This window comes from Pseudomonas sp. 05L36, from assembly GCF_056398125.1.
The window spans coordinates 1-2,376 of record NZ_JBFTOU010000072.1; the positions used below are offsets into that span (position 1 = coordinate 1).

3 protein-coding genes are annotated in these 2,376 nt (G+C 62.9%); all 3 read left to right on the top strand.

Annotation, left to right across the window (positions count from 1 at the left end):
* Positions 1 to 585, top strand: a 585-nt coding sequence (locus AC1DKH_RS30265; RefSeq protein ID WP_477800218.1) for a Rossmann-fold NAD(P)-binding domain-containing protein, incomplete at its 5' end; no start/stop codon positions are given.
* An 11-nt stretch (positions 586 to 596) separates the two neighbouring features.
* A complete protein-coding gene (locus tag AC1DKH_RS30270) occupies positions 597 to 947 on the top strand; it encodes an NAD(P) transhydrogenase subunit alpha part 2 (protein WP_046042645.1) in 351 nt (116 codons plus the stop codon).
* The coding region (locus AC1DKH_RS30275) for an NAD(P)(+) transhydrogenase (Re/Si-specific) subunit beta (RefSeq protein WP_477800219.1) at positions 944 to 2,376 on the top strand (1,433 nt) is incomplete at its 3' end. The genes AC1DKH_RS30270 and AC1DKH_RS30275, both read left to right, overlap by 4 nt.

Below are 2,376 nucleotides of genomic sequence, written 5' to 3' on the forward strand. Positions count from 1 at the left end.
ATCGCTACCGCGAAACGCCTGGGTGCGGTGATCGAAGCGTCTGACGTGCGTCCTGCGGTGAAAGAGCAGATCGAATCCCTCGGCGCCAAGTTCGTCGACGTGCCTTACGAGACCGATGAAGAGCGTGAATGCGCCGTCGGTGTCGGCGGTTACGCCCGCCCGATGCCGGCCAGCTGGATGCAGCGCCAGGCCGCGGCTGTGCACGAACGCGCCAAGCAGGCTGACATCGTCATCACCACCGCGCTGATTCCCGGCCGCAAGGCACCGACACTGCTAAGCGCGGAAACCGTGGCCCAGATGAAACCGGGCTCGGTGGTCATCGACCTCGCGGCCGCCCAGGGCGGTAACTGCCCGCTGACCGTGGCCGATCAGGTGGTCGTCGAAMATGGCGTGACCATCGTTGGCCCAACCAACCTGGCCAGCGCCGTGGCGGCCGATGCTTCGGCGCTGTACGCCCGCAACCTGCTGGACTTCATGAAACTGTTGTTCGATAAAGAAGGACAACTGGTGATCAACCTTGAAGACGATATCGTCGCCGCGTGCCTGATGTGCCGCGACGGCCAGATCGTGCGCAAGAACGGCTGAGGATAAAAACAATGGAAGACATGCTGATCTCTCACGGTATCTACAACCTGATCATCTTCGTGCTGGCSATCTATGTCGGCTACCACGTGGTCTGGAACGTCACACCKGCACTGCACACGCCGCTGATGGCGGTGACCAACGCCATCTCSGCCATCGTGATCGTCGGCGCCATGCTCGCCGCCGCCCTCACCGTSACCCCGCTGGGCAAGACCATGGGCACCCTGGCCGTGGCCCTGGCCGCGGTCAACGTGTTTGGTGGCTTCCTGGTGACCCGGCGCATGCTGGAAATGTTCAAGAAAAAAGCGGCCAAAGCGCCGGCTGCCAAGGCCGCCGCAGTCAAGGCCGAGGTGCAGCAAGCATGAGCATGAACCTGGTTACYTCCCTGTATTTGATYGCCTCGGTCTGCTTCATCCAGGCGCTCAAGGGCCTCTCGCACCCCACCACGTCGCGGCGTGGCAACCTGTTCGGCATGCTCGGCATGGGCCTGGCGATCCTCACCACRGTCGGCCTGATCTACAAGCTGGGCTCCGAACTGGCCCATGACGGTATCGTCTACGTGATCGTCGGCCTGCTGATCGGCGGCACGGCCGGTTCGATCATGGCCAAACGCGTCGAAATGACCAAGATGCCCGAACTGGTCGCCTTCATGCACAGCATGATCGGCCTGGCGGCGGTGTTCATCGCCGTGGCCGCCGTGGTCGAGCCGCAGTCGCTGGGTATCGTTGCGCAACTGGGTGACGCGATCCCGGCCGGTAACCGCCTGGAACTGTTCCTCGGTGCCGCCATCGGTGCAATCACCTTCTCCGGTTCGGTCATTGCCTTCGGCAAGCTGGCGGGCAAGTACAAGTTCCGCCTGTTCCAGGGTGCACCGGTACAGTTCAGYGGCCAGCACAAGCTGAACCTGCTGCTGGGCCTGRCCACACTGGCCCTGGGCGTAACCTTCATGCTCACYGGCGACTACACCGCYTTCGCMSTGATGCTGGCCCTGGCCTTCGTGCTCGGCGTGCTGATCATCATCCCGATCGGGGGCGCGGACATGCCCGTGGTCGTGTCGATGCTCAACAGCTACTCCGGCTGGGCCGCGGCGGGCATCGGCTTCTCGCTGAACAACTCGATGCTGATCATCGCCGGTTCGCTGGTAGGCTCGAGCGGTGCGATCCTCTCGTACATCATGTGCAAGGCGATGAACCGCTCCTTCTTTAACGTGCTGCTCGGCGGTTTCGGCAATACGACGGAGGCGGCCGGCCCGGCGGGTKCGAAAGAAGCCCGTCCGGTGAAATCCGGCTCGGCCGACGACGCGACCTTCCTGCTGACCAACGCCGACACCGTGATCATCGTGCCGGGCTACGGCCTGGCGGTCGCGCGGGCACAGCATGCGCTGAAGGAACTGACCGAGAAGCTGACCCATCGCGGCGTGACCGTGAAGTACGCGATCCACCCGGTTGCCGGTCGTATGCCCGGCCACATGAACGTGTTGCTGGCCGAGGCCGAAGTGCCTTACGACCAGGTGTTCGAGATGGACGACATCAACTCCGAGTTCGGCCAGGCCGACGTGGTGCTGGTGCTCGGTGCCAACGACGTGGTCAACCCGGCGGCGAAGAACGATCCGAAATCGCCGATTGCCGGCATGCCGATCCTCGAGGCGTTCAAGGCCAAGACCATTATCGTCAACAAGCGCTCGATGGCCAGCGGCTACGCCGGCCTGGATAACGAGCTGTTCTACCTGGATAAAACCATGATGGTGTTCGGCGACGCGAAAAAGGTCATCGAAGACATGGTCAAGGCCGTCGA